The organism is Streptomyces diacarni (genome assembly GCF_003323715.1).
Taxonomy (GTDB): domain Bacteria; phylum Actinomycetota; class Actinomycetes; order Streptomycetales; family Streptomycetaceae; genus Streptomyces; species Streptomyces diacarni.
In genome coordinates, this window is record NZ_QOIN01000047.1 from 466,431 (window position 1) to 490,452 (window position 24,022).

19 protein-coding genes are annotated in these 24,022 nt (G+C 72.3%); 2 read left to right on the forward strand and 17 right to left on the reverse strand.

The genetic code is table 11. From position 1 onward, the window contains the following. Positions 1-14: 14 nt before the first annotated feature. From nuoH to DTL70_RS21425, 8 genes are read right to left on the reverse strand one after another with little or no spacing between them, the layout of a single operon-like run. Complete coding sequence (gene nuoH / locus DTL70_RS21390) at positions 15-1,412, reverse strand: NADH-quinone oxidoreductase subunit NuoH (RefSeq protein ID WP_114023566.1); 1,398 nt, start codon at positions 1,410-1,412, stop codon at positions 15-17. Further along, a complete protein-coding gene (locus tag DTL70_RS21395) occupies positions 1,409-3,922 on the reverse strand; it encodes an NADH-quinone oxidoreductase subunit G (protein WP_114023567.1) in 2,514 nt (837 codons plus the stop codon). Before DTL70_RS21395 ends, nuoH begins: the two co-directional genes overlap by 4 nt. Continuing rightward, the gene (gene nuoF, locus DTL70_RS21400) at positions 3,919-5,316 is read right to left on the reverse strand and encodes an NADH-quinone oxidoreductase subunit NuoF (protein WP_114023568.1); all 1,398 of its coding nucleotides are present in this window, start codon (positions 5,314-5,316) and stop codon (positions 3,919-3,921) included. Before nuoF ends, DTL70_RS21395 begins: the two co-directional genes overlap by 4 nt. Continuing rightward, on the reverse strand, positions 5,316-6,035 hold the full coding sequence (nuoE, locus tag DTL70_RS21405) for an NADH-quinone oxidoreductase subunit NuoE (RefSeq protein WP_423835622.1): 720 nt from the start codon (positions 6,033-6,035) through the stop codon (positions 5,316-5,318). Before nuoE ends, nuoF begins: the two co-directional genes overlap by 1 nt. 11 nt (positions 6,036-6,046) lie before the next feature. Next, positions 6,047-7,375, reverse strand: coding sequence for an NADH-quinone oxidoreductase subunit D (locus DTL70_RS21410; protein WP_114023570.1), 1,329 nt, complete (start codon positions 7,373-7,375; stop codon positions 6,047-6,049). After that, positions 7,375-8,112, reverse strand: coding sequence for an NADH-quinone oxidoreductase subunit C (locus DTL70_RS21415; protein ID WP_114023571.1), 738 nt, complete (start codon positions 8,110-8,112; stop codon positions 7,375-7,377). Before DTL70_RS21415 ends, DTL70_RS21410 begins: the two co-directional genes overlap by 1 nt. Then, on the reverse strand, positions 8,109-8,663 hold the full coding sequence (locus DTL70_RS21420) for a NuoB/complex I 20 kDa subunit family protein (RefSeq protein ID WP_027738848.1): 555 nt from the start codon (positions 8,661-8,663) through the stop codon (positions 8,109-8,111). The genes DTL70_RS21415 and DTL70_RS21420 overlap by 4 nt, the downstream gene beginning before the upstream one ends. Before the next feature lie 16 nt (positions 8,664-8,679). Next, positions 8,680-9,039 carry an NADH-quinone oxidoreductase subunit A gene (locus DTL70_RS21425; protein ID WP_114023572.1) on the reverse strand — a complete coding sequence of 120 codons (360 nt, stop codon included), beginning with the start codon at positions 9,037-9,039 and terminating at the stop codon, positions 8,680-8,682. Between the two features lie 838 nt (positions 9,040-9,877). On the opposite strand from DTL70_RS21425, the gene DTL70_RS21430 reads away from it, so the two are divergent. Then, positions 9,878-10,681 (forward strand): C40 family peptidase, encoded by an 804-nt coding sequence (locus tag DTL70_RS21430; RefSeq protein ID WP_114023573.1) that lies wholly within the window; start codon positions 9,878-9,880, stop codon positions 10,679-10,681. A 227-nt stretch (positions 10,682-10,908) separates the two neighbouring features. Here DTL70_RS21430 and DTL70_RS21435 read toward each other — a convergent pair whose 3' ends face one another. From DTL70_RS21435 to DTL70_RS21460, 6 genes are all read right to left on the reverse strand, one after another. Beyond that, the gene (locus DTL70_RS21435) at positions 10,909-12,222 is read right to left on the reverse strand and encodes a geranylgeranyl reductase family protein (RefSeq protein ID WP_114023574.1); all 1,314 of its coding nucleotides are present in this window, start codon (positions 12,220-12,222) and stop codon (positions 10,909-10,911) included. 101 nt (positions 12,223-12,323) lie between these two features. Continuing rightward, positions 12,324-14,036, reverse strand: coding sequence for a hypothetical protein (locus DTL70_RS21440; RefSeq protein WP_114023575.1), 1,713 nt, complete (start codon positions 14,034-14,036; stop codon positions 12,324-12,326). A gap of 497 nt (positions 14,037-14,533) precedes the next feature. Next, the gene (locus DTL70_RS21445) at positions 14,534-15,232 is read right to left on the reverse strand and encodes a demethylmenaquinone methyltransferase (protein ID WP_114023576.1); all 699 of its coding nucleotides are present in this window, start codon (positions 15,230-15,232) and stop codon (positions 14,534-14,536) included. A gap of 18 nt (positions 15,233-15,250) precedes the next feature. Further along, on the reverse strand, positions 15,251-16,456 hold the full coding sequence (mqnC, locus tag DTL70_RS21450) for a cyclic dehypoxanthinyl futalosine synthase (RefSeq protein ID WP_245979500.1): 1,206 nt from the start codon (positions 16,454-16,456) through the stop codon (positions 15,251-15,253). A gap of 98 nt (positions 16,457-16,554) precedes the next feature. Next, on the reverse strand, positions 16,555-18,351 hold the full coding sequence (locus DTL70_RS21455) for a serine/threonine-protein kinase (protein WP_114023578.1): 1,797 nt from the start codon (positions 18,349-18,351) through the stop codon (positions 16,555-16,557). 240 nt (positions 18,352-18,591) lie between these two features. Continuing rightward, positions 18,592-19,431 (reverse strand): menaquinone biosynthetic enzyme MqnA/MqnD family protein, encoded by an 840-nt coding sequence (locus tag DTL70_RS21460; protein ID WP_114023579.1) that lies wholly within the window; start codon positions 19,429-19,431, stop codon positions 18,592-18,594. A 316-nt stretch (positions 19,432-19,747) separates the two neighbouring features. Here DTL70_RS21460 and DTL70_RS21465 point away from each other — a divergent pair, with 316 nt between their 5' ends. Beyond that, entirely contained in the window at positions 19,748-19,951 is a 204-nt protein-coding gene (locus DTL70_RS21465) for a cold-shock protein (protein ID WP_114023580.1), read from the forward strand. 141 nt (positions 19,952-20,092) lie between these two features. On the opposite strand, the gene DTL70_RS21470 is transcribed toward DTL70_RS21465, so the two are convergent. The 3 genes from DTL70_RS21470 to DTL70_RS21480 form a co-directional block, all read right to left on the reverse strand. Continuing rightward, complete coding sequence (locus DTL70_RS21470) at positions 20,093-20,578, reverse strand: ribose-5-phosphate isomerase (RefSeq protein ID WP_114023581.1); 486 nt, start codon at positions 20,576-20,578, stop codon at positions 20,093-20,095. Between the two features lie 116 nt (positions 20,579-20,694). After that, the gene (locus DTL70_RS21475; protein WP_114023582.1) at positions 20,695-22,491 is read right to left on the reverse strand and encodes a dihydroxyacetone kinase family protein; all 1,797 of its coding nucleotides are present in this window, start codon (positions 22,489-22,491) and stop codon (positions 20,695-20,697) included. An 82-nt stretch (positions 22,492-22,573) separates the two neighbouring features. Beyond that, complete coding sequence (locus tag DTL70_RS21480) at positions 22,574-24,022, reverse strand: FGGY-family carbohydrate kinase (protein WP_114023583.1); 1,449 nt, start codon at positions 24,020-24,022, stop codon at positions 22,574-22,576.

Below are 24,022 nucleotides of genomic sequence, written 5' to 3' on the forward strand. Positions count from 1 at the left end.
CGGCCACGGGGTTTTCAGGCACCGTCAGCCCCCTTGCTCTCGGTGGTTGCGTCAGTTGCGTCGCCAGGAGTGCCGGGCCCGCCCGCACCGGCACCGACCGGCTCGCGCTCCCGCTCACGCGGCGCGCGCGAGGGCCGCCGCGGCACCGGCGGCACCTGTTGCCCCGGCAGCGGCGGTACGGGGAATCCGCCGGCCATCGGGTCGAAGGGCTTGTCCCGCTCGGGCACTTCCTCCTCCTCGGGGCCGGGGCGGAAGAAGTCGACGACGAAGGAGATCAGCAGCAGCGCCAGCGCCGTGCCAGCGACCCAGTAGACGACCGAGCTGTAGTCCCAGCCCTCGTTGCGCATCGCGCGGACGGTGGCCACCAGCATCAGCCACACCAGGGCGATGGGGATGAGCACCTTCCAGCCCAGCTTCATGAACTGGTCGTAGCGCACGCGGGGCAGCGTGCCGCGGATCCAGATGAAGAAGAAGATCAGCACGAGCAGCTTGGCGGTGAACCACAGGATGGGCCACCAGCCGTGGTTGGCGCCCTCCCACCAGGTGGAGATCGGCGCCGGGGCGCGCCAGCCGCCCAGGAAGAGCGTGACCGCCAGCGCGGAGACCGTCACCACGTGGACGTACTCGGTCAGCATGAACATCGCGAACTTGATCGAGCTGTACTCGGTCTGGAAGCCCGCGACCAGATCGCCCTCGGACTCCGGCATGTCGAACGGCGCCCGGTGGGCCTCGCCGACCATCGAGATCAGATAGATCAGGAAGGAGACCGGCAGCAGGTAGGCGAACCAGCCGTCCGCCTGCTCGCCGACGATCGCCGAGGTGGACATCGAGCCCGAGTAGAGGAAGACCGCGGCGAAGCTCAGGCCCATCGCGATCTCGTAGCTGATGATCTGCGCCGTGGCGCGCACGCCGCCCAGCAGCGGATACGTCGACCCGGACGACCAGCCGGCCAGCACCACGCCGTAGGAGGCGATGGAGGCGGTGGCCAGGATGTAGAGGACGGCGACGGGCATGTCCGTCAGCTGCATCGCCGTCCGGTGCCCGAAGATCGAGATCTGGTTGTCCGCCGGACCGAACGGGATGACCGCGATCGCCATGAAGGCCGGCACCGCGCCGATGACCGGAGCCAGCAAGTAGACCAGCTTGTCGCTGCCCTTGACGATGATGTCTTCCTTGAACATCAGCTTCACGCCGTCGGCCAGCGACTGGAGCATGCCCCAGGGCCCGTGCCGGTTGGGGCCGACGCGCAGCTGCATCCAGCCCACGATCTTGCGCTCGAAGACGATGGAGAGCAGCACCGTCACCATCAGGAACGCGAAACAGAAGACGCCCTTGATCAGCACGAGCCAGAACGGATCCGTGCCGAACATCGACAGGTCCTCCTGGGCGAGGTGCTGCACCGGCCCGTTCATGCGCCCACCTCCTGCGGGGTCTGGTTGACGCCGACGCTGCCGGGCGCGATCCGCACCAGCGCGCCGGGGAGCGCCCCGGCGTCGGCCGCGACGCCGCCGCCGACCGTGTTGAGCGGCAGCCACACCACCCGGTCGGGCATCTCGGTGACGCACAGCGGCAGCCGCACCTCGCCGCGCGGTCCCGCGACGGCCAGCGTCTCGCCGTCCGCGGCGCCGATCTCGGCGGCGGTGGCGGCCGACAGCCGCGCGTACGCCGCGTGCCGGGTGCCGGCCAGCGCCTCGTCCCCCTCCTGGAGACGGCCCTGGTCGAGCAGCATCCGGTGCCCGGCCAGCACGGCCTCTCCGGCGGCGGGCTGCGGCGCGGTACGGGCCCCGGGGATCGGGGCCTCCAGCCGGGCCGTGCCCGTGCGGTGGCCGAGGCGGTCGAGTTCGCCGCGCACCATGCGCACGTCCGGCAGTCCCAGGTGGACGTCCAGCGCGTCGGCGAGCATGTTCAGGACGCGGGCGTCGGGCTGGACGTGGCGGCGGGTCATCTGGTCCGGCTTGAGGGCCGCGTCGAACGTCCGCAGGCGGCCCTCCCAGTTGAGGAAGGTGCCGGACTTCTCCGGGGCCGCCGAGACGGGCAGGACGACGTCGGCGAGATCGGTCACGGCGCTGGGCCGCAGCTCCAGGCTGACCAGGAAGTCCACCGCCTCCAGCGCCTCGCGGGCGCGGGCCGGATCCGGCAGGTCCTCCATACCGACGCCCCCGACGACCAGCGCGGACAGCTCGCCCGTGGCGGCGGCCTCGATGATCTGGGAGGTGTCGCGCCCCGGCGCTGTGGGCAGTTCGGCGACGCCCCAGGCGCGGGCCACCTCGGCGCGCGCGCCGGCGTCGGCCACGGCCCTGGCCCCCGGCAGCAGTCCGGGCAGGCACCCGGCCTCCAGTGCGCCGCGCTCGCCCGCGCGGCGCGGCACCCACACCAGGGTGGCGCCGGTGGCGACCGCCGTGCGCAGCGCCGCGGTGAGCGCACCCGGCACGGTGGCCAGCCGCTCGCCGACCAGCATGACCGCGCCGTCACCGCGCAGCGCCTCGGCGGCCGCCGCGCCCTCCTCGTCCAGGCCGACGCCGCCCGCGAGCGCGTCCAGCCACTCCGTCTCGGTGCCGGGGGCCGCGGGCAGCAGCGTGCCGCCCGCCTTGTGCAGGCCGCGGGTGGCGTGCGTGGCCAGTGCCCAGGTGCGCTGGCCGCGGGTGCGCCAGGCCTTGCGCAGCCGCAGGAAGACGCCGGGCGCCTCCTCCTCGGCCTCCAGGCCGAGGAGGAGCACGGCGGGCGCGGCCTCCAGCGCGGAGTAGGTCAGGCCCGCCGCGTCCAGGTCCCGGCCGTGGCCGGCCACGTGGGAGGCGAGGAAGTCGGCCTCCTCCGCGGAGTGCGCCCGTGCGCGGAAGTCGATGTCGTTGGTGCGCAGCGCCACGCGGGCGAACTTGGCGTAGGCGTACGCGTCCTCGACGGTGAGCCGTCCGCCGGTCAGCACGCCGGTGCGCTCCTGCTTGCCGGCGAGTCCGCGCGCGGCGGCCTCCAGCGCCTCGGGCCAGCTGGCCGGGGCCAGCGTGCCGTCCTCACCGCGGACCAGCGGGGTGTGCAGCCGGTCGGGGCGCTGTGCGTAGCGGAACGCGAAGCGTCCCTTGTCGCACATCCACTCCTCGTTGACCTCGGGGTCGTTCTCGGCGAGGCGGCGCATCACCTTGCCGCGCCGGTGGTCGGTGCGGATCGCGCAGCCGCCGGAGCAGTGCTCGCACACGCCCGGCGAGGAGGTGAGGTCGAAGGGGCGGGAGCGGAACCTGTAGGCCGCCGAGGTCAGCGCGCCGACGGGGCAGATCTGGATGGTGTTGCCGGAGAAGTACGACTGGAAGGGGGTGTCCTCCCCGGTGCCGACCTGCTGGAGCGCGCCCCGCTCGATCAGCTCGATCATCGGGTCGCCCGCGATCTGGTTGGAGAAGCGGGTGCAGCGCGCGCACAGCACGCACCGCTCCCGGTCCAGCAGCACCTGCGTGGAGATGGCGACGGGCTTGTCGTAGGTGCGCTTCCTGCCCTCGAAGCGGGAGTCGGCGTCCCCGTGCGACATGGCCTGGTTCTGCAGCGGGCACTCGCCGCCCTTGTCGCAGACGGGGCAGTCCAGCGGGTGGTTGATGAGCAGCAGCTCCATCACGCCGCGCTGCGCCTTACTCGCCACATCCGAGGTCAGGTGCGTTTTGACGACCATGCCGTCGGTGCACTGGATGGTGCAGGACGCCATCGGCTTGCGCTGGCCCTCCACCTCGACGATGCACTGGCGGCAGGCGCCGGCCGGGTCGAGCAGGGGGTGGTCGCAGAAGCGGGGGATGTCGATGCCGAGCTGCTCGGCGGCACGGATGACCAGCGTGCCCTTGGGGACGGTGAGCTGGGCGCCGTCGACGGTCAGCGACACCGTCTCCTCGGGCGGCGGGGCTGCCTCCCCGCCGCCGGTGGAGGTGCCAGTAGCGGTGACGGTCACGCGTTCACCTCCAGGTGAGCGGAGTGGGGGTTCGCGGCCCAGGCGGTGGACTTCTCGGGGTCGAAGGGGCAGCCACGGCCGCCGAGGTGGGCCTCGTACTCCTCGCGGAAGTACTTCAGCGAGGAGAAGATGGGGGACGCCGCGCCGTCGCCCAGCGCGCAGAAGGACTTGCCGTTGATGTTGTCGGCGATGTCGGCGATCTTCTCCAGGTCGGTGGCCTGCGCCTTGCCGGCCTCGATGTCGCGGAGCAGCTGGACGAGCCAGTAGGTGCCCTCGCGGCAGGGGGTGCACTTGCCGCAGGACTCGTGCGCGTAGAACTCGGTCCAGCGGGTGACGGCCCGCACCACGCAGGTCGTCTCGTCGAAGCACTGGAGCGCCTTGGTGCCGAGCATGGAGCCCGCGCCGCCGACGCCCTCGTAGTCGAGGGCCACATCCAGGTGTTCGTCGGTCAGCAGCGGGGTGGAGGAGCCGCCCGGGGTCCAGAACTTCAGCCGGTGCCCAGGGCGCATGCCGCCGCTCATGTCGAGGAGCTGGCGCAGGGTGATGCCCAGCGGTGCCTCGTACTGGCCGGGGCGGGCGACGTGGCCGCTGAGCGAGTAGAGCGTGAACCCGGGGGACTTCTCGCTGCCCATCGAGCGGAACCAGTCCTTGCCGCGGTCGATGAGGGCGGGAACCGAGGCGATGGACTCGACGTTGTTCACCACGGTGGGGCACGCGTACAGGCCGGCGACGGCCGGGAAGGGGGGACGCAGCCTTGGCTGACCACGGCGGCCTTCCAGGGAGTCGAGCAGCGCCGTCTCCTCGCCGCAGATGTAGGCGCCCGCGCCCGCGTGCACGGTGAGGGTGAGGTCCTTGCCGGGGCCGAGCGCGTCGGTGCCCAGATAGCCGGCCTCCTGCGCCTCCTTGACGGCCAGCTGGAGGCGGCGCAGCACGGGGACGACCTCGCCGCGCAGGTAGATGAAGGCGTGGCTGGAGCGGATCGCGTGGCAGGCGATGGCCATGCCCTCGATGAGGGAGTGCGGGTTGGCGAACAGCAGGGGGATGTCCTTGCACGTCCCCGGCTCGGACTCGTCGGCGTTGACGACGAGGTAGTGCGGTTTGCCGTCGCCCTGCGGGATGAACTGCCACTTCATGCCCGTGGGGAAGCCCGCGCCGCCGCGGCCGCGCAGGCCCGCTTCCTTGACGTAGGCGATCAGGTCGTCCGGGTCCATGGCAAGCGCCTTGGGCAGCGCCTGGTAGCCGCCGTGCCGCCGGTAGCCGGCCAGCGTGTAGGAGTCGGGCTCGTCCCAGTGCGCGGACAGGACGGGCGCGAGGAGCTTCTGCGGGTCGGCGTCGCCGTGGGTGCTCGGCTGCGAGGCCTCGTCCTGGCCGCCGTCGTGTGCTGCCACCGTCATCACTTCCCCTCCTCGTCGGCCGCTGCGCCGCGCGGTGCCACCACGCCGGGTGTGCTCTCGCCCTTGGCGAGCCGCAGCCCGGCCAGCGAGGCGGGCCCCGCGCTGCCGGACGCGTCGGTGGCGCCCTCGCGCTCGTCGGGGAAGCCGGCCAGTACCCGCGCGGTCTGCTGGAAGGTGCACAGCGGGGCGCCCCGGGTGGGGGCGACCTCGCGCCCGGCGATCAGGTCGTCGACGAGGGCGCGGGCCGAGGCGGGGGTCTGGTTGTCGAAGAACTCCCAGTTGACCATCACGACGGGCGCGAAGTCGCAGGCCGCGTTGCACTCGATGTGTTCGAGGGTGACCTTGCCGTCCTCGGTGGTCTCCCCGTCGCCCACGGCCAGGTGTTCGCGGAGCGAGGCGTAGATGGCGTCGCCGCCCATCACCGCGCACAGCGTGTTGGTGCACACGCCGACCTGGTAGTCCCCGGAGGGCTTGCGGCGGTACATGGAGTAGAAGGTGGCCACCGCGTTGACCTCGGCGGTGGTCAGCTCCAGCATCTCGGCGCAGAACCGCTGCCCGGTGCGGGTGACGTGCCCCTCCTCCGACTGCACCAGGTGCAGCAGCGGCAGCAGCGCGGAGCGGCTGTCCGGATAGCGGGCGATGACCTCGCGCGCGTCGGACTCCAGCCGCCGGCGCACCTCGGCCGGGTAGTCGGGTGCGGGCATCGCGGGGATGCCCATATCGACGTTGCTCACCGGTCGACGCCTCCCATCACGGGGTCGATGGACGCGACGGCGACGATGACGTCGGCGACCTGGCCGCCCTCGCACATCGCCGCCATGGACTGCAGGTTGGTGAAGGAGGGGTCGCGGAAGTGCACCCGGTAGGGGCGGGTGCCGCCGTCGCTGACGACGTGCACCCCCAGCTCGCCCTTGGCCGACTCGACGGCCGTGTACACCTCGCCGGGTGGCACCCGGAAGCCCTCGGTCACCAGCTTGAAGTGGTGGATGAGGGCCTCCATGGAGGTGCCCATGATGTTCTTGATGTGGTCGAGGGAGTTGCCGAGCCCGTCGGGGCCCAGGGCCAGCTGCGCGGGCCAGGCGATCTTCTTGTCCTCGACCATGACGGGGCCAGGATCCAGCCGGTCGATGCACTGCTCGATGATGCGCAGCGACTGGCGCATCTCCTCCAGGCGCAGCAGGAACCGGCCGTAGGAGTCGCAGGTGTCGACGGTGGGGACCTCGAAGTCGTAGGTCTCGTAGCCGCAGTAGGGCTGGGCCTTGCGCAGGTCGTGCGGCAGGCCCGCCGAGCGCAGGATCGGTCCCGTGGCGCCCAGCGCCATGCAGCCGGCCAGGTCGAGGTAGCCGATGTCTTTCAGCCGGGCCTTGAAGACGGGGTTTCCGGTGCACAGGGCGTCGTACTCCGGCAGGTTCTTGCGCATCTTCTTCACGAACTCGCGCAGCGCGTCGACGGTGCCGGGCGGCAGGTCCTGGGAGAGTCCGCCGGGCCGGATGTAGGCGTGGTTCATCCGCAGCCCGGTGATCAGCTCGTACAGGTCCAGGACGTGTTCGCGGTCGCGGAAGCCGAAGATCATCACCGTGGTGGCGCCCAGCTCCATGCCGCCGGTGGCGATGGCGACCAGGTGCGAGGAGATCCGGTTGAGCTCCATCAGCAGGACGCGGATGACGTTGGCCCTGTCCGGGACGTCGTCCTCGATGCCCAGCAGCCGCTCGACGCCCAGGCAGTACGCCGCCTCGTTGAAGAACGGCGTCAGGTAGTCCATCCGGGTGACGAACGTGGTGCCCTGGGTCCAGGTGCGGTATTCGAGGTTCTTCTCGATGCCGGTGTGCAGGTAGCCGATGCCGGCGCGGGCCTCGGTCACCGTCTCGCCGTCGATCTCCAGGATGAGCCGCAGCACCCCGTGCGTGGAGGGGTGCTGGGGGCCCATGTTGACGATGATGCGCTCGTCGTCGCTCTTGGCGGCGTGCGCGGCCATCTCGTCCCAGTCCCCGCCGGTGACGTCGTAGACGGTGCCCTCGGTGGTCTCGCGGACCCCGGCGGGTGCGTGTGTGGTCGCCATCAGGTGTAGGACCTCCGCTGGTCGGGGGCGGGAATCTGGGCGCCCTTGTACTCGACGGGGATGCCGCCGAGCGGGTAGTCCTTGCGCTGCGGGAACCCCTGCCAGTCGTCCGGCATCAGGATCCGGGTCAGCGCCGGGTGGCCGTCGAAGACCAGACCGAAGAAGTCGTAGGTCTCCCGCTCGTGCCAGTCGTTGGTCGGATAGACGTCCACGATCGAAGGGACGTGCGGGTCCGCGTCGGGCGCGGTGACCTCCAGCCGGATCAGCCGGTTGTGGGTGAGCGAGCGCAGGTGGTAGACGGCGTGCAGCTCGCGGCCCGTCTCGCCCGGGTAGTGGACGCCGCTCACCCCGGTGCACAGCTCGAAGCGGAGCGCGGGGTCGTCGCGCAGGGTGCGGGCGACCTGTGGCAGGTGCTCGCGGGCGATGTGGAAGGTCAGCTCCCCGCGGTCGACGACCGTGTTCACGATGACGTGCTCGGGGACGAGCCCCTGCTCCTCCAGGGCGCCTTCGAGTTCGTCGGCGACCTCGTCGAACCATCCGCCGTAGGGGCGCACCGCGGCCCCCGGCATGCGTACCGTCCGCACGAGGCCGCCGTACCCGGAGGTGTCGCCGCCGTTGCGGGCGCCGAACATGCCGTGGCGTACGTCGATGACCTCGCCGGTGTTGCCCCGCTGGACGGGGACGGAGCTGCCCTCGTCGGGCTCCTGGGGCCCGTTGCCGTTCGCCTGTGCGCTCACCGCAGCAGCCCCTTCATCTCGATGGTGGGCAGCGCCTTCATCGCCGCCTCTTCCGCCTCGCGGGCCGCTTCCTTCTGATTGACGCCGAGCTTGGTGTTCTTGACCTTCTCGTGCAGCTTCAAAATGGCGTCGAGCAGCATTTCGGGGCGCGGGGGGCAGCCGGGCAGGTAGATGTCGACGGGAACCACGTGGTCGACGCCCTGCACGATGGCGTAGTTGTTGAACATGCCGCCCGAGGAGGCGCACACCCCCATGGAGATGACCCATTTGGGGTTGGGCATCTGGTCGTAGACCTGGCGCAGCACCGGGGCCATCTTCTGACTGACCCGGCCCGCCACGATCATCAGGTCGGCCTGGCGCGGCGAGCCGCGGAAGACCTCCATGCCGAACCTGGCGAGGTCGTAGCGGCCCGCGCCGGTCGTCATCATCTCGATGGCGCAGCACGCCAGCCCGAACGTCGCCGGGAACATGGACGATTTGCGCGCGAGTCCGGCCGCTTTCTCCACAGTGGTGAGCAGAAAGCCGCTCGGCAGTTTCTCTTCAAGTCCCATTGCTTTACCCCTGCCCCTAGTCCCATTCCAGACCGCCGCGCCGCCAGTCGTAGGCGTACGCGATACCGATGAGGGCGATGAAGACCAGCATTTCGACGAGTCCGAACATCCCGAGGGAGTCGAAATGGACGGCCCACGGGTAGAGGAAGACGATTTCGATGTCGAAGATGATGAAGAGCATCGCCGTCAGGTAGTACTTCACCGGGAAGCGCCCGCCTCCGGCCGGCTGCGGCGTGGGCTCGATGCCGCACTCGTACGCCTCCAGCTTGGCCCGGTTGTAGCGCTTGGGGCCGATGATCGAGGCCGCGACCACGGAGAAGACCGTGAACGCCGCCGCGATGGCTCCCAGTACGAGGATTGGTGTGTAGACGTTCACCGCTCCCGTCTCCTTCCAGGCGTCGACTCCGACTGCCGGCAGACCGCTGGGCCGCTGCCCCGACCCGGGAAGACCGATCCCACGAAGATCGCTCTTATGTGAGGCAGTTCACAAGCCCTGTTCGCAGGCATCTTAAGCCCGGCCCTCTGTGATCTGCGACACGGGGGGCGCCAACTGCTTTGTGATCTCCACCACCTGACGGCCAATCATCCCGTCTGATGAGCGTTGATCTTCACACGCAAAGCCTCTAAGTGATCACCCGAGGTGACATTCATCCGTGCTCACAGCCGTCGGAGGCGGGTGGCTGTACCAGCCATCCGCATGCAGAGGCAAATTAGCGCTGGACGGTTTCACCTGGTATATGCGAACCAGTTGACCTCGTGCGCTCGTGAAGCCCGGCACAAGCCGCGCGACTCCGGGCGGCCTCCCGGAGTGATCTTCGAAACCGGCCTCGGCGAACCACCGGAACGACCCCGCACCCGACCCGAGACCGCCCCGCGATCCGGCCGAGTCCGCGCCGTGACCGAGCGAGATGGGTGATTGGGCCTCAATGTTCTTTTCGCACGAGAAGTTGAGTCGGCAGGAGTGAGCTGCGTCACGCGCCTTTTCCGGCAGCCACTGCCTTCTTTGCGCTCCCTTTTCCCCCGTGGTATATGCGCCCGAGAGATTCCGGCAATGCGGACAACTGCATGGTCACAGCCCCGTAGTTGGGCAATGATCACGTCGCGGAAAGGCCCGCACCCCACCCCGGGCGAGCTCAACTGGCCGTGTACGCGACGACTGTGGCGCATCGCACGATTGTTGAGCGGAGGGTTTATCGCCTGCTAGGCATTCCCTCATGTCCCCGAAAGCTCAGATACCCAGCCACCGGAAGCCCCGCAACAGCAAGATGAATACGGCGCTGCGTGCGGGTGTGACGGGCGGCGTCATGGGCACCATGGCCCTCACCGCGGCGGCGGCGCCGGCCTTCGCGGCCGACAAGAACGCACCGGACCAGACCGTCGAGATGCCCACCCTCTCCACGGCCGACTCCAACGCACTCGCCGCCGAGTCCATCCAGAACTCGGCGCAGCAGTTCCAGCTCCAGCAGGCGCAGGACAGCGCCGCCTCCCAGGCCAAGGAACAGGCCAAGGAGAACAAGGAGAAGGCCAAGGCGAAGGCCGAGGCCAAGCGCAAGGCCGAGGCGGCCCGCAAAGCCCGTGAGGCCGCCCAGCAGAACGAGGCCCCCGCCTCCCGCTCGGCCGACCGCGACTCCCTGACGACGGCGTCCGCCCCCGCGCCGCAGGGCGGCAACGCGGCCACCCTCATCAACTTCCTGCGCGCCCAGGTCGGCAAGTCCTACGTCATGGGCGCCACCGGGCCCTCCGCGTACGACTGCTCGGGCCTGACCCAGGCGGCCTACAAGCAGGTCGGCGTCAACCTGCCGCGGACCTCGCAGCCGCAGTCGACCGCCGGCACCTCCGTCTCCCTCGACAACCTCCAGCCCGGCGACCTGCTCTACTGGGGCAGCGCGGGCAGCGCCTACCACGTGGGCGTCTACGTGGGCGGCGGCAAGTTCATCGGCGCCCAGAACTCCTCCACGGGCGTCGTGGAGCGTCCCCTGAGCTACGACCAGCCCACCGGCGCGGTCCGCGTGCTCTGACATACCGCGTACCGCGTACCGCTCCCGGTACGTCACCTCTCACGGTGAAGGGTCCACCGCCTCGCGGCGGTGGACCCTTCGGTGTGTGCGGGGCGACGGCCCCTTCGGTGAGTGCGGGGCGACGGCCCCTTCGGTGAGTGCGGGGCGACGGCCCCTTCGGTGTGTGCGGGGCGACGGCCCCTTCGGTGTGTGCGGGCTCCCGGGCTTCGGAGCCCGGGGGCGGTGGCTCAGGCCCTGGGGGCCACCTTGGCCAGGCCGTTGATGATGCGGTCCATCGCGTCGCCGCCCGTGGGGTCGGTGAGGTTGGCGAGCATCTTGAGGGTGAAGCGCATCAGGAGAGGGTGCGAGAGGCCGCGTTCGGCGGCCAGCTTCATGACCTTCGGGTTGCCGATGAGCTTCACGAAGGCGCGGCCCATCGTGTAGTAGCCGCCGTAGGTGTCCTTGAGGACCTTCGGATACCGTCGCAGGGCCAGCTGGCGCTGCGCCGGTGTCGCACGCGCGTGCGCCTGCACGATCGTCTCGGCCGCGATGACGCCGGACTCCATCGCGTACGCGATGCCCTCGCCGTTGAACGGGTTGACCAGCCCGCCCGCGTCCCCCACCAGCAGCAGCCCGCGCGTGTAGTGCGGCTGCCGGTTGAAGGCCATCGGCAGCGCCGCGCCGCGGATCGGGCCCGTCATGTTCTCGGGGGTGTAGCCCCACTCCGACGGCATGGAGGCGCACCAGGCCTTGAGGATCTCGCGCCAGTCCAGCTCCTTGAACGAGGAGGAGGTGTTGAGCACGCCCAGCCCCACGTTGGAGGTGCCGTCGCCCATGCCGAAGACCCAGCCGTAGCCGGGCAGCAGCCTCTCCTGCTCGCCGCGCCGGTCCCACAGCTCCAGCCACGACTCCAGGTAGTCGTCGTCGTGCCGCGGCGAGGTGAAGTACGTGCGCACCGCGACACCCATCGGGCGGTCCTCGCGGCGGTGCAGGCCCATCTTCAGCGACAGGCGGGTCGAGTTGCCGTCCGCCGCGACGACGATCGGGGCGTGGAAGGTGACCGGGGTCTTCTCCTCACCCAGCTTGGCGTGCACGCCGGTGATGTGGCCCGTGCGCTCGTCCACGATCGGGTCGCCGGCGGTGCAGCGCTCGTACAGCCGCGCGCCCGCCTTTTCGGCCTGGCGGGCGAGCTGCTCGTCGAAGTCGTCGCGCTTGCGGACCAGCCCGTAGTCGGGGTAGCTGGCCAGCTCGGGCCAGTCCAGCTGGAGCCGCTGGCCACCGCCGATGATGCGCAGACCCTTGTTGCGCAGCCAGCCCGCTTCCTCGGAGATGTCGATGCCCATGGCCACCAACTGCTTGGTGGCGCGCGGGGTGAGACCGTCACCGCACACCTTCTCGCGCGGGAAGGCCGTCTTCTCCAGCAGCAGCACGTCCATACCGCTGCGGGCCAGGTGGTAGGCCGTCGTCGAGCCTGCGGGGCCCGCCCCGACGACGATCACATCGGCGGACCGCTCGGAGGCTGGTGTCGGCCTGGGATCGGCCTTGTGCTGGGGATCGGCCACGAGGACTCCCGCGATGCTGGCTGGGTCGGCTGACCGGGCCAGTCTATGCGGGCATTCGGGGCGCCCCCCGGACCGCCCCCCGGCCCGGCCCCCCGCCCGCACTACGGCTGCGGTGCGGTGCCGCCGCCACCCGTCGGGTGGGGCGGGTGCGGGCCGGGCGCCTCGGCTCCGGGCGCGCCCGGCCCTTGCCCCTGGCCCGCTTGGCTCTGGCCCTGGCCCGCTTGGCTCTGCCCTACTTTGCCCTGGCCCGCCTGCTCATGGCCCGCCTGCCCGGGTGCGGACTGCCCGTACGGCGGTTGTCCTTGGCCCGGGTATCCCGGCTGCCCGTAGCCCGGTTGTCCGTACCCCGGCTGCCCGTACCCGGGTTGCCCGTGCCCCGGAGCCGTCGGCTGCCCCTGGCCCGGGTGTCCGCCCGGGTATCCGGGCTGTCCGTAACCCTGCGGGCCGTACCCCGGGGAGTACGGCTGCCCGTACCCGGGCCGTACGTACGCCCCCTGGCCGTTGTCGGGGCCCAACCCCGTACGCCCCGGGCCGCCCTTGCCGAACTGCGCGCGCAGCAGCGGCACCAGCAGCGCGCCGCCGAACGACCACAGCAGGGCGAAGAGCAGCAGCTCGGCCGAGCCCGCCGCGACCTCGGCGCTGGAGGTGAAGCTCTCACCGGTGAGTCCTGGCCCCGTGGAGTAGCCAGGGTCCTCCAGGGAGTTCGAGGCCTCGTGGGAGCGCGCCTCGAAGCCCGCGCCCGCCACCGCGGCCAGCAGCAGCACGCCGAGCACGAAGAAACCCGCGGCCCACAGCTGTTCGGCGCGGCTGGTGCTGCGGCGGGCCACCAGCACGCCCAGCAGCAGCGCGCAGGCCAGCCCTCCGGCGAGCGTACCGACGACGGCCCAGCCGCCCGCCGCCTCCGCGAGCTCCCCGTACCCGGCCGACTCGTGCCCCGCGTCCCAGTCGCTGATGTTCCACTTCACGTCGAGCGGGGCGCCCCAGGCGAACGCGAGGGCGAGCGCGCCGACGTTCGGCAGCAGCGCCAGCAGGCTCCCCACCTCGCCCGCGCTGATCTCCTCCTCGGCGGCCAGCAGGACGACGCACGCCACCACGGACGCCAGCGCCACCACGCTCACCAGCGCGAGCGCCGCCGTGCGCAGGGCGCCGGCGGCGGTCCTGAGGCCGGAAGCGGGCCGCCCCGCCAGCCACGCGTCGGTCTCGCCGCGGGTGAGGACGAGCGCGGCCACGAACGTGGAGAGCAGGAACGAGAACAGCAGGGTGAGCCCGGGCGCCGAGTCGAGTTCCAACCCCTCGTAGGAGGGGCTCGCGTACAGGCCGAGCGCCAGTCCGCCGAGCCCGCAGACCGCGCCGATCCGCAGGGCGGCCTCGCAGCCCGCCGAGAGGGTGGGCCGGGGCAGGCGCCGCCGCTCGGAGCGGGCCGCGAGCACCAGGGCGCCGATCCACACGGCGGTGGCCAGCAGCGGCAGTCCCGACACCTCGGCCTCGCCGACGACGGCCGCGCCGCCGAGGTCGGACGTGCCGTCGGAGGAGACGCCGAAGCCGCCGCCGACGCCCTGCAACAGAGCGGCCAGCGCGACCCGCATACGGGTGCCCCAGCCGATGTCGAGGTCGTCGATGTCCTGGTTGGACCAGATGCCCAGGGCGCAGGCCGCGACGAACAGCAGCGCCAGCGGCCAGGCGGCGACCCGCAGCGCACCGAGCCAGTCCCCCTTGACGGTGCGCACCATGAACAGCCCGAACGGCGTCGGCTGGGCGGGCGCCGCGCCCGCAGCGGGCGCGGCCTGTTGCCGAGGGACGAACGGCGGGGGCACCGGCGGAACCCCGGGCGGCGGTGCGGGGGCGCCTGACGGCGGTGCGGGGGCGCCTGACGGCGCTGCGGGTGCCCCCGGCGGCGCAGCGGGTGCCCCCGGCGGCGCTGCGGGTGCCCCCGGCGGCGCTGTCGGAGCCGTGGACGGTGGTCCTGGCGGCGGCGCGGCAGACGCGGGTGGTGGAGGCGGAGCCGACGCGGGGGCGGGCGGGGCTGTGGGGGCCGCCGGGGCTCCGCAGGACATGCAGAACCTGGCCTCGGCGGGCGAAGCGGCCCCGCAGCGCGGGCAGGGGGACGGCGGCGACGACATGGCGCTCCGATGCGTTCCGGGGACGGGGCGGCGGAAGAGTGCACCGCGCGTGTACGTACGGACACGCGGTGCACACCCATGGTTGCCCGTGCGCGCGTCAGCCGGAAGGGAATTTATCCAAGCGCAACCCGTAGGGGAACGACCGCGTAGGGGAACGATCGCGTAGGGGAACGACCGCCGTCGACGGGGCGTCAGGAGCGGGGCTTGAACCCCCGGTGCAGCGCCACGATGCCGCCCGTCAGGTTGCGCCAGGCCACCCGGGTCCAGCCCGCGTCCTGCAACCGGGCGGCCAGGCCCGGCTGGTCGGGCCACTCGCGGATGGACTCGGCGAGGTAGACGTAGGCGTCGGGGCTGCTGCTGACCCGCCGGGCGAGGGGCGGCAGCGCCCGCATCAGGTACTCGCTGTAGACCGTGCGGAACGGCGCCCACGTCGGGTGGCTGAACTCGCAGACGAGCACCCGGCCGCCCGGCTTGGTGACCCGGTGCAGCTCGGCCAGTGCCGCGTCGACGTCGCTGACGTTGCGCAGCCCGAACGAGAGCGTCACCGCGTCGAACGCGCCGTCGGCGAACGGGAGCCGGGTCGCGTCCCCGGCCGTGAACGGCATCCAGGGGTGGCGCTGCTTGCCCTCCCGCAGCATCCCGAGGGAGAAGTCGCAGGGCACCGTGAAGGCGCCCGCCTCCACGAACGGCAGCGAGGAGGTGGCCGTACCGGCGGCCAGGTCGAGCACCCGCTCGCCGGGACGCGCGCCCACCGCGTCGGCGACGGCCCTGCGCCACAGCCGCGCCTGGCCGAGCGAGAGCACGTCGTTGGTGAGGTCGTACCTGGCCGCCACGTCGTCGAACATGGCGGCGACCTCGTGCGGCTTCTTGTCCAGGGTTGCCCGGGTCACTGTCGTCTCGTCCGCCTGTCAGTTCGCGTCGATGAGGGCCAGCTCGGGGTGCGCGGTGCCCCCGTCGATGGCGGTGGAGGACAGGTGGGAGACGACCTTGTCGTCCACCGGGTCGTTCGCCGGGTCGTCGTGCACCACCAGGTGTTCGTAGGTGGTGGCACGCTGCGCCGGGACGCGGCCCGCCTTGCGGATGAGGTCGATCAGTTCCATCCGGTTGGAGCGGTGCCGGGCGCCCGCCGAGGAGACGACGTTCTCCTCCAGCATCACCGAGCCCAGGTCGTCGGCGCCGTAGTGCAGCGACAGCTGCCCGATGTCCTTGCCCGTGGTCAGCCAGGAGCCCTGGATGTGGGCGACGTTGTCGAGGAAGATCCGCGCGATGGCGATCATGCGCAGGTACTCCAGGACCGTCGCCTGCGTCCGCCCCTTCAGGTGGTTGTTCTCGGGCTGGTAGGTGTACGGGATGAACGCGCGGAAGCCGCCCGTGCGGTCCTGCACGTCGCGGATCATCCGCAGGTGCTCGATCCGCTCGGCGTTGGTCTCGCCCGTGCCCATCAGCATCGTGGAGGTGGACTCCACGCCCAGCTCGTGGGCGATCTCCATGATCTCCAGCCAGCGCTCGCCCGACTCCTTGAGCGGCGCGATGGCCTTCCGGGGCCGCGCGGGCAGCAGTTCGGCACCGGCGCCCGCGAAGGAGTCCAGGCCCGCCGCGTGGATGCGCTCGATCGCCTCCTTGGGGCTCACGCCCGAGATCCGCGCCATGTGCTCCACCTCACTGGCCCCCAGGGAGTGGATGACCAGCTGCGGGAACGCCTTCTTGATGGCGGCGAAGTGCTCCTCGTAGTACTCGACGCCGAAGTCGGGGTGGTGGCCGCCCTGGAACATGATCTGGGTGCCGCCCAGCTCCACCGTCTCGGCGCAGCGGCGCAGGATGTCGTCCAGGTCGCGGATCCACACCTTGTCGCTCTTGGGCGAGGCGTAGAAGGCGCAGAACTTGCACGCGGTCACGCACGAGTTCGTGTAGTTGATGTTCCGCTCGATGATGTACGTGGCGATGTGCTCGGTGCCCGCGTACCGGCGCCGTCGCGCCTTGTCGGCGGCGGCGCCCAGGGCGTGCAGGGGCGCGCGGCGGTAGAGGTCGAGCGCCTCCTCGGGGGTGACGCGTCCGCCGGTGGCGGCGCGGTCGAGGGCGGAGAGCAGGTCGGCTTCCGACGCGTGCGCTGTCACCGTGGCGTCCCTCCAAAGGTCGCGCGTTTCGCACATTTCGATACACCTCGCCGCTTACCACAGCACAGCGGCGCCCGACCAGCCTACGCCAGGGGTTCTCAGCCGATCTTGCGGAGTGTCCCCGAGGCGTCCCCGTTGCCGTCACCGTGCGTCTGGAGGCGCAGCCGGCCGTTCTCGCGCAGCGTGAACTCCTCGTCGGGGCTGCCCGGTGCGCACAGCGGGGAGGTGGGCTCGCTGCCGGAGGCGTCGGCCACCATGCGCTTGCCCGACGCCGAGACGAGGACCCACTCCGAGGAGCACTCGGTCCCGCCCAGCTCGGCGGTCCCGGTGGCCACCGTGTCGCCCTTGCCGCCCTGCTTGATGGTGACGGTCAGCGTGCCCACGGGGATGCCGCGCTCGGAGTAGAGGTCACCGCGCCACTTGCCGAGGAAACCCTTGGGCACGGTGGCGGGGCCGCCCCCGCCGGCCGGCGGATCCTTGTCCGAGCCCCCGCTCGATCCGCCGCCGTCCGATCCCTTCTGCGGCGGGTCGTCCTTCGGGGGCGGTTCGGCGGAGTTGTCGTGCCCCGAGCCGCCGGTTCCGGGCAGGATGCCCGCGAAGTAGGTGCCGAACAGCGCCGCCGCGACCACGCAGGCGAGCGAGAGCACCAGCGTGCAGCTGACCCGCCGCCCGCGCCGCGCTCCTGCCCCGTCCTCCCCCGGCGCCGGGGCGCCCGCGCCGCGCTCGATGACGAGGCCTCCCCGGCCGGGACGACCGGAGGGAGGACCGGCGGGGTCGGTGGGGGCGGACGGGGGCGCCGAACCCGGCGGTGCGGCTTCGGTGGCGGGGTGGGCGACGGCCTCACCGAACGAGGGGTCCGGCGGGCCGAACCCCGCCCCGGGCGCGGCCGCCGGCGGGGTGCTCGGCGGCGGCACGGGGGCCGGCGGCACGAGGCCCGCGGCAGGCCCGTACGCGGGCGTCGTGAACGGCACAGGACCCGAACCCCGCGGGGCCTGCGGCTCCAGCTCCAGCAGTTCGACGGCGCGCCTGCTCACCTGCTCCACGATCGGCCCGGGCAGCCAGCCGCTGCGCACCAGCCCGGCCGCGCCGCCCGCCGTACCCGCCAGCTCCCCGGCGAGGCCACCGGTGGAGGGCCGTACGCCCGGGTCCTTCGACAGGGCCCGGGTCACGGTCTCGCGCAGCCCGTCCGGCAGGCCGTCGAGCCGGGCCTCGCCGTGTACGACGTGGTAGAGCAGCGCGGCGGAACTGTCCCCGGGGAAGGGCGCCTCGCCCGTCGCCGCGTAGACCAGCACCGCGCCCAGCGCGAAGACGTCGGTGGCCCCGGCGACCTGCTCGCCGAGGATCTGCTCGGGCGCCATGTAGCCGGGCGAACCGACCGAGACGCCGCTGGAGGTGAGCGAGGCCGTCCCGTCCTTGGCCCGCGCGATGCCGAAGTCGATCAGGCGGGGACCGTCCAGGGTGAGCAGCACGTTGGAGGGCTTCACGTCGCGGTGCACCAGGCCGAGGCCGTGCACGTGGTCCAGCGCCTCGGCGAGCCCCGCGCCCACCGCCCGTACCGTCGACTCGGGCAGCGGCCCGTGCTCGGTGACGGCCTGCGCCAGCGAGGGGCCCGCCACGTAGCCGGTGGCCACCCACGGGGTGGGCCCGTCGGTGTCGGCGTCCAGCACCGGTGCCGTCCACGCGCCGCCGACCCTGCGCGCCGAGGCCACCTCGCGCCGGAAGCGGTGCCTGAACTCCTCGTCGACCGCGTGGTGCGGGTGGACGACCTTCACCGCGACGGTGCGGCCGCTGGTCGAACGGGCGAGGTAGACCCTGCCCATCCCGCCCGCGCCCAGCCTGCGCAGCAGGCGGTACTCGCCCAGCGACTGCGGGTCCTCCGGCTCCAGCGGCTGCATCGTGCCCCCCTCGGTCGCTGCCCCGCACCCTCCCCTCGGGCACCTTCCCTCCGGGTCCCCTCGGGCGCCACCAGCTTAGGCGCAGCCCGGAGAGCCGGCCGGGCGCGGGCGGCCCGGGGCGCGGGCCCACGGCCGGGGCGCGGGCTCACGCGCGGCCAGAGGCCCATGCGGCCAGAGGCTCACGCGGCCAGAGGCCCATGCGGCCAGAGACTCACGCGGTCCGGGAGCGGGCTTCCCGGTTCAGGGGCGCAGCATCTCGACCCGGACGTCGGGCGGGAAGCCGGTCGTCGCGCCGGTGCGGCGGGCGAACTCGGACACGCCCTCCAACTGCCGCTCACCGAAGCGGAAGTCGAGCGTGGTGAAGTACTTCTCCAGCACCTTCGGGTCGAAGACCTCGTACCGCGCGGCGTGCTCGGCCACCTGGTCGACCTGCTCCATGGCCAGGTCGCGGGAGTGGAGGAAGGCGCGGTGGGTCTCGCGCACCGTCTCGGGCGAGCGCGCGAGGAAGTCGCGGCGCACCGCCCAGACGGCGAAGACGAACGGGAGGCCCGTCCACTCCTTCCACAGCCGGCCCAGGTCGTGCACCTGGAGGCCCTCCTCCGGCAGCCTGTGCAGGTAGGCGCGCAGGCCCACGTCGCCGATGACGACGGCCGCGTCCGCCTCCTTCATCATCCGCTCGAGGTCGGGCTCGCTGGTGTAGTAGTCCGGCTGGACGCCGTAGCGCTCGGACAGCAGCAGCTGGGCGAGCCGTACGGACGTGCGCGAGGTCGAGCCGAGGGCCACCCTGGCGCCGTCGAGCTGGTCCAGCGGTACGCGGGAGACGATCTCGCACGACATGACGTCGCCGTCGCAGCCGACCGCGATGTCGGGGAGTGCCACCAGGTCGTCGGCGTTGCGCAGAAACTCCACGAGGGTGACGGGCCCCATGTCGAGCCGCCCGTCGATGATCATTTCGCTGAGCTTCTCGGGGGTGTCCCGAGTGAGGTCCAGGTCCAGCAGGGAGTGCGTGTGGACCAGGCCCCAGTACAGCGGGAGACAGTTGAGGAACTGGATGTGCGCGACGCGGGGGCGGGTGCGCACATCCCTCGAATCAGCCGGTTTAGCAGTCACTCTTCGGAGAGTACGCCCCGGAATTCCGCGTTTCGCATGAGGGGCGCGGTGGCCTGCGCACCCGCCGGTGACCGGGCGGTGGGTGGCCTGAGGAGGGCGGCTTCCAACCGAGTGATCTTCGACCCTTCCACCGTCGGCGCCCCCGTGCTAGTCTCGCTGCAAGTTGCAGTTTGGTTTCCCTTGCAGTACAGAGCCTGCGGAGCATGTGACCGCGGGCTCTCGTCGTTTTCAGGCTTCTTAGTGGGTTCTGGGAGCAGGGACACCCTTATAGGCCCAAGGAGGGCTTATGGCTACCGGAACCGTGAAGTGGTTCAACGCCGAAAAGGGCTATGGCTTCATCGCCCAGGACGGTGACGGTCCCGATGTCTTCGTCCACTACTCCGCTATCAACGCATCCGGGTTCCGCTCGCTCGAGGAGAACCAGATGGTGACGTTCGACGTGACGCAGGGGCCCAAGGGCCCGCAGGCTGAGAACGTCACCGCGCAGTAGGTCCCTGCGACGTACGCAGCACCCCAAGGAGCCCCCGCCGACGGCGGGGGCTCCTGCCTTTGTGTGTACCTGCTGCCTGCGTGTGCGCGGGTGCCTTCGTGTGCGGGGCCGGTTGCCCCCGTGTGTGCGGTGCCGGCGCGCTCAGCAGCCGCCCTGCTCGTAGCTCGTGATCGCGGCGACCTTCTCGGCGGAGGCGGAGCTCTGGTCGAAGCGGTGGTCGAGCCACTCGGCCGCCAGCGTCCTGGCCAGCTCCAGGCCGATGACGCGCTGCCCGAAGCAGAGGACCTGCGCGTTGTTGCTGAGCACGGAGCGCTGCACGGAGTAGCTGTCGTGTGCCGTCACCGCGCGGATGCCCGGCACCTTGTTGGCGCTGATGGCGACGCCGAGACCGGTGCCGCACACGAGCAGCGCCCGGTCGGCCTCGCCCTCGGCGACGCGGCGGGCGGCCTCGACGGCGACGTGCGGGTAGGCGGTGTGCTCGTCGCTGCCGACGCCGACGTCGGTCACCTCCGCGACGCGGGCGTCGCCCTCCAGGTCCTTCTTGAGGGCTTCCTTGTAGTCGAGTCCCGCGTCGTCGCAGCCGACGACGACGCGGAACGGCCGGGGCGCTGCGGGGTGGGTGCTCATGGTGCGTTCCTCCAGAAGAGAGCGTCTGGTACGTCGCCCGGTGCGGTCCGTCGGACGACGCGCGCCGGCGAGTTGCACGGCCCGCGCCGGTCCGCGCCGGTCCGTGCCGGTACGTGTCAGTCGGAAAGGGGGGTGGTCGCCGAGACCTCGGTCAGGACCATGGCCAGGGAGGTGGCGCCCGGGTCCGGGGTGCCGAGGCTGCGTTCGGCCAGCGGCCGGGCCCGGCCCAGCTTCGGGCGCAGCTCGGCGGTGGCCTCGGCTGCGGTACGTGCCGTCTCCGCGGCCGCGGCGAAGGACTCGGCGGACGAGGCGCCTGCGTCGGTCCGCTCGGCGAACGCGGTCACGAACGGGGCGAGCGCGTCGACCAGCGTCTTATCGCCGGGCTCCGCCTTGCCGAGCGAGGTGACCGCCTCCAGTGCCGCCCGGGCTCCGGCCACCAGTGCGGCGGGCTCGGGCGCGCGGTCTGCGGGCAGCGCCGAGCCGAAGGCGCGCAGGCCCGCGCCCCACAGCGCCCCCGACGTGCCGCCCGCCTCGGCGGCCCACGCGTCACCGGCCGCGCCCAGCAGGGCGGCCGGGGCCGCTCCGCGTTCGCGCTGCTGCTCGGCGGCGGCGAGGGCCGCGTCCACGCCCTTGCACATCCCGCGCCCGTGGTCGCCGTCGCCCGCGACCGCGTCGAGCCTGCCGAGTACTTCTTCCTGGTCGTGCAGGAGGGTGTGGGCCGCGCGGAACGCCTCCACGGCGGTGGCCAGGGTGGTGAGCGCCGCCCCTGTCGCGGTCCCGCTGCCGCGCGCCGCGTCGGACGAGGGGGTGCTGCCGCCTGTGCGGGCGGTCCGCCGCGCGGGGGCGGCCTCCCGGGTCTGCGCCTCCGGCGCCGTCTGTGCCGTCTGTGCCGTCTGGGGGGCGCTCATCCGGCCCCGGCGGAACGCGGGGGTGTCGGCGGGGGCCAGCCAGAGGCGTTCCAGTTCCTCGTCCAGCCAGGTGAGGGTGAGGGAGCAGCCGGCCATGTCCAGCGAGGTGACCAGCTCACCCACCTCGGGCCGCACGAGGTCGAGTCCGGCGTCGGCGAGCCGCTTCGCCACCGAGGCCCACAGGACGTACAGCTCCTCGTACTTGGTGGAGCCCAGGCCGTTGAGGAGGACCGCCACCCGGCTGTCGTCCGCCGCCTCGGCGGGCCGCTCGGCCAGCAGGCCCTCCACGAGCGTGCCGGCCAGTTCCTCGGCCGTCGCCAGCGCGCTCTCGCTGACGCCGGGTTCGCCGTGGATGCCCAGGCCCAAGCCCAGCTTCCCCTCGGGAACGGTGAACAGCGGTTCGCGCTGGCCTGGCAGCGTGCATCCGGCGAAGGCGACGCCCAGGGAGCGGGTGCGCGCGTTGGTGCGTGCGGCGACGCGGACGACGTCGTCCAGCGAAGCGCCCTCCTCGGCCGCGGCGGAGGCCGTCTTGTAGACGGTGAAGCCGCCGGCGATGCCGCGCCGCTTGGCGGCGTCGGCGGCGGGGGCGCTCGCCACGTCGTCGGTGACGGCGAAGCACCGGGCCGGTATGCCCTCGTCGGTCAGGCGCTGGGCGGCCTGGCCGAAGTTCATGACGTCGCCCGCGTAGTTGCCGAACATGAACAGGACGCCGGCGCCGGATTCGGCCTCGGTGGCCACGGAGTGGGCCTGGGCGGCGGAGGGCGAGGTGAAGACGTTGCCGATGACGGAGCCGTCGGCGAAGCCCTCGCCGACCACGCCGCAGAAGGCGGGGTAGTGGCCCGAGCCGCCGCCGGTGAGGACCGCGACCTTGGGTGTGGCGGGGCGGGCCGCCCTGACCACACCGCCACCGCCGGGCGCGGCCCTGACGTGCTCGGGGTGCGCCGCCGTGAAGCCCTTCACCATGTCGTCGGTGAAGCGGGAGGGGTCGTTGAATATCCGGGTCATGTGTGTGCTCCAGCTCGTCCTTCGTGCCCTGTCCCCACCCGTGGCCGCACCGGCCGCGTCCCGGCACGGGCCCCGCCGGTGGTCACCAGGACTGGCGGGCCTTTTCGAGGGTGTCCAGGTAGCGGTGGTAGCCGTCTTCGTAGAAGGCGACCGCGTCCGGGTCGGCGCGGGAGACGCGGGCGAAGGAGGAGGCGGGGGGCTCGGGTGCGGTGCCGAGCGCGTCCCAGGCGACGCGGGCCGCTCCGCGGATGCCGACCGCGTCCTCGCGGACGTGGACGTCGCGGCCGAGGACTCCGGCGAAGATGCGCCCCCACTCGCCGGAGCGCGCCCCACCGCCGCAGGCGGTGATCTCGCCTGCCACACCGAGGGTTTCCAGGCAGTGGCGGGCGGAGTAGGCGACCGCCTCGCACAGGGCGCGGACCAGGTCGGCGCGGCCCGTGAGCGGGGAGAGCCCGTCGAGGCGGCCGCGGGCGCGGGCGTCGACGAAGGGGGCGCGTTCGCCGCTGGTGGACAGGAAGGGGAGGGCGGTGACGCCGCCTGCCCCGTAGGGGGACTGGGCGAGCAGCGCGTCGAGTTCCTCGATGCGGACGCCGAGCATGCCCAGCAGCCAGTCGAGCCCGGCCGTGCCGATCATGGCGGGCATGACGCGCAGGTAGCGGTCGGCGTAGGGGGTGGCCAGAACCATGCCGGCCGGTTCGCCCGAGCCCGGTGCGGGGTCGGAGGCCAGGACCTGGCAGGCGAGGGTGGTGCCGATGATGAGGTTGCCCTGGCCGGTCTTCTCCAGGCCCGAGCCGAATCCGCAGGCGGGGATGTCGAAGGGTCCTGCGCTGACGGGCAGCCCCGCGGGCAGGCCGAGTTCGGCGGCGACCTTGGGCAGCAGCCCGAACAGGGTGCCGGGCGGTGCGGGGTCTGCCAGGAGTCCGCGCCAGTCGCTGAGGCCGCACAGGTCGAGTGCCTCGTCGTCGTAGGTGCGGGTGGAGACGTCGAGGAAGGGGACGGAGGCGTCCGAGGCGTCGACGGTGCGTTCGCCGGTGAAGCGCTGGGTGAGGGCGTCCACGCAGTAGCCCGCGGTCTCGGCGGCCGCCAGCCGGTCGGGTTCGTGCGCGGCGAGGTGGGCCAGGAGGGGGCCCGCCGCGCCGGGGAACATGCCGGCTCCCGTGCGGCGGAAGACCGCGTCCGTGGTGCCGTCGGCGCTCCAGCCCTCCAGTACGGGAGCGGCGCGGCCGTCCATCCAGGACAGCGCGCGGCCGACGGGGCGGCCGCGCGCGTCGCGCAGCCACAGGCCGTCGCCCTGCCCGGTGAGGGCGAGGGCTTCGACGGGTTCGTCGGGGGCGAACTGCGCGGCGTCGGCGACGGCGGCCCGCACGACGGTGACGACCGTGCCGATGACCTCGTCCATGTCCTGCTCGACGCGGTTGCCCGGCAGCGTGTAGAGGGTGCTGCGGGCCTCGTGCGCGGGGCCTGTCCGCCCGTCGCGCGCGACGAGCTGGGCCTTGGTGACCGAGGTACCGACGTCGACCCCGACGATCAT